Below are 779 nucleotides of genomic sequence, written 5' to 3'. Positions count from 1 at the left end.
GCAGGCCACCGCCCGGACCATGACGGCCACGGCGGCCGGGACCGCCAGCCAGTCGACGACGGTGGCCGCCGCCGCCGAGGAGGCGGCCGTCAACGTCAACACCGTGGCCGCCGCCGCCGAGGAGCTCGGCGCCTCGGTTCAGGAGATCGGCCGGCAGGTCTCGGGATCGACCGACCTGGCGCAGCGCGCCGTCGCCGAGGCCGACGATACCGCCGCCCTGGTGCAGGACCTTAGCGCCGCGGCCGGGAAGATCGGCGACGTGATCGGCCTGATCTCCAACATCGCGAGCCAGACCAACCTGCTGGCGCTCAACGCGACGATCGAGGCGGCGCGGGCCGGGGAGGCCGGCCGCGGCTTCGCGGTGGTCGCCGTCGAGGTGAAGGAGCTCGCCGCCCAGACCGCGCGGGCCACGCAGGAGATCTCGGACCAGATCGGCCAGATCCAGGGCGCCACCGGGCAGGCCGTGCACGCGATCGGCTCGATCGCGGCGCGCATCCGCGAGATCGACATGGTGGCGACGACGATCGCGGCCGCCGTCGAGCAGCAGGGCGCGGCCACGCAGGAGATCGTGCGCAACGTCGGGCAGGCGTCCAGCGGGACGAACGAGGTGACGAGCAACATCGCGGGCGTGGCGCGCGCGTCCGAGGACACCGGGGCGGCCGCCAGCCAGGTGCTAGCCTCCGCCTCCGAGCTGTCGCGCCAGTCCGAGCACCTGACCGCGGAGGTCGCCCGCTTCCTGGCGACGGTCCGCGCCGCCTGACCGCCCGGCCCCGCGGCGG

1 protein-coding gene is annotated in these 779 nt (G+C 75.2%); it reads left to right on the top strand.

The window, feature by feature from the left end; all coding sequences use genetic code 11:
* Positions 1 to 760: methyl-accepting chemotaxis protein (locus FV223_RS29035; RefSeq protein WP_246689863.1), on the top strand; the 760-nt coding region annotated here is incomplete at its 5' end.
* Between the last annotated feature and the right edge of the window lie 19 nt (positions 761 to 779).

The organism is Methylobacterium sp. WL116, assembly GCF_008039455.1.
GTDB lineage: Bacteria > Pseudomonadota > Alphaproteobacteria > Rhizobiales > Beijerinckiaceae > Methylobacterium.
Note: the sequence above shows the minus strand (reverse complement) of the source record. Positions and strands in the feature narration are given on the sequence as shown.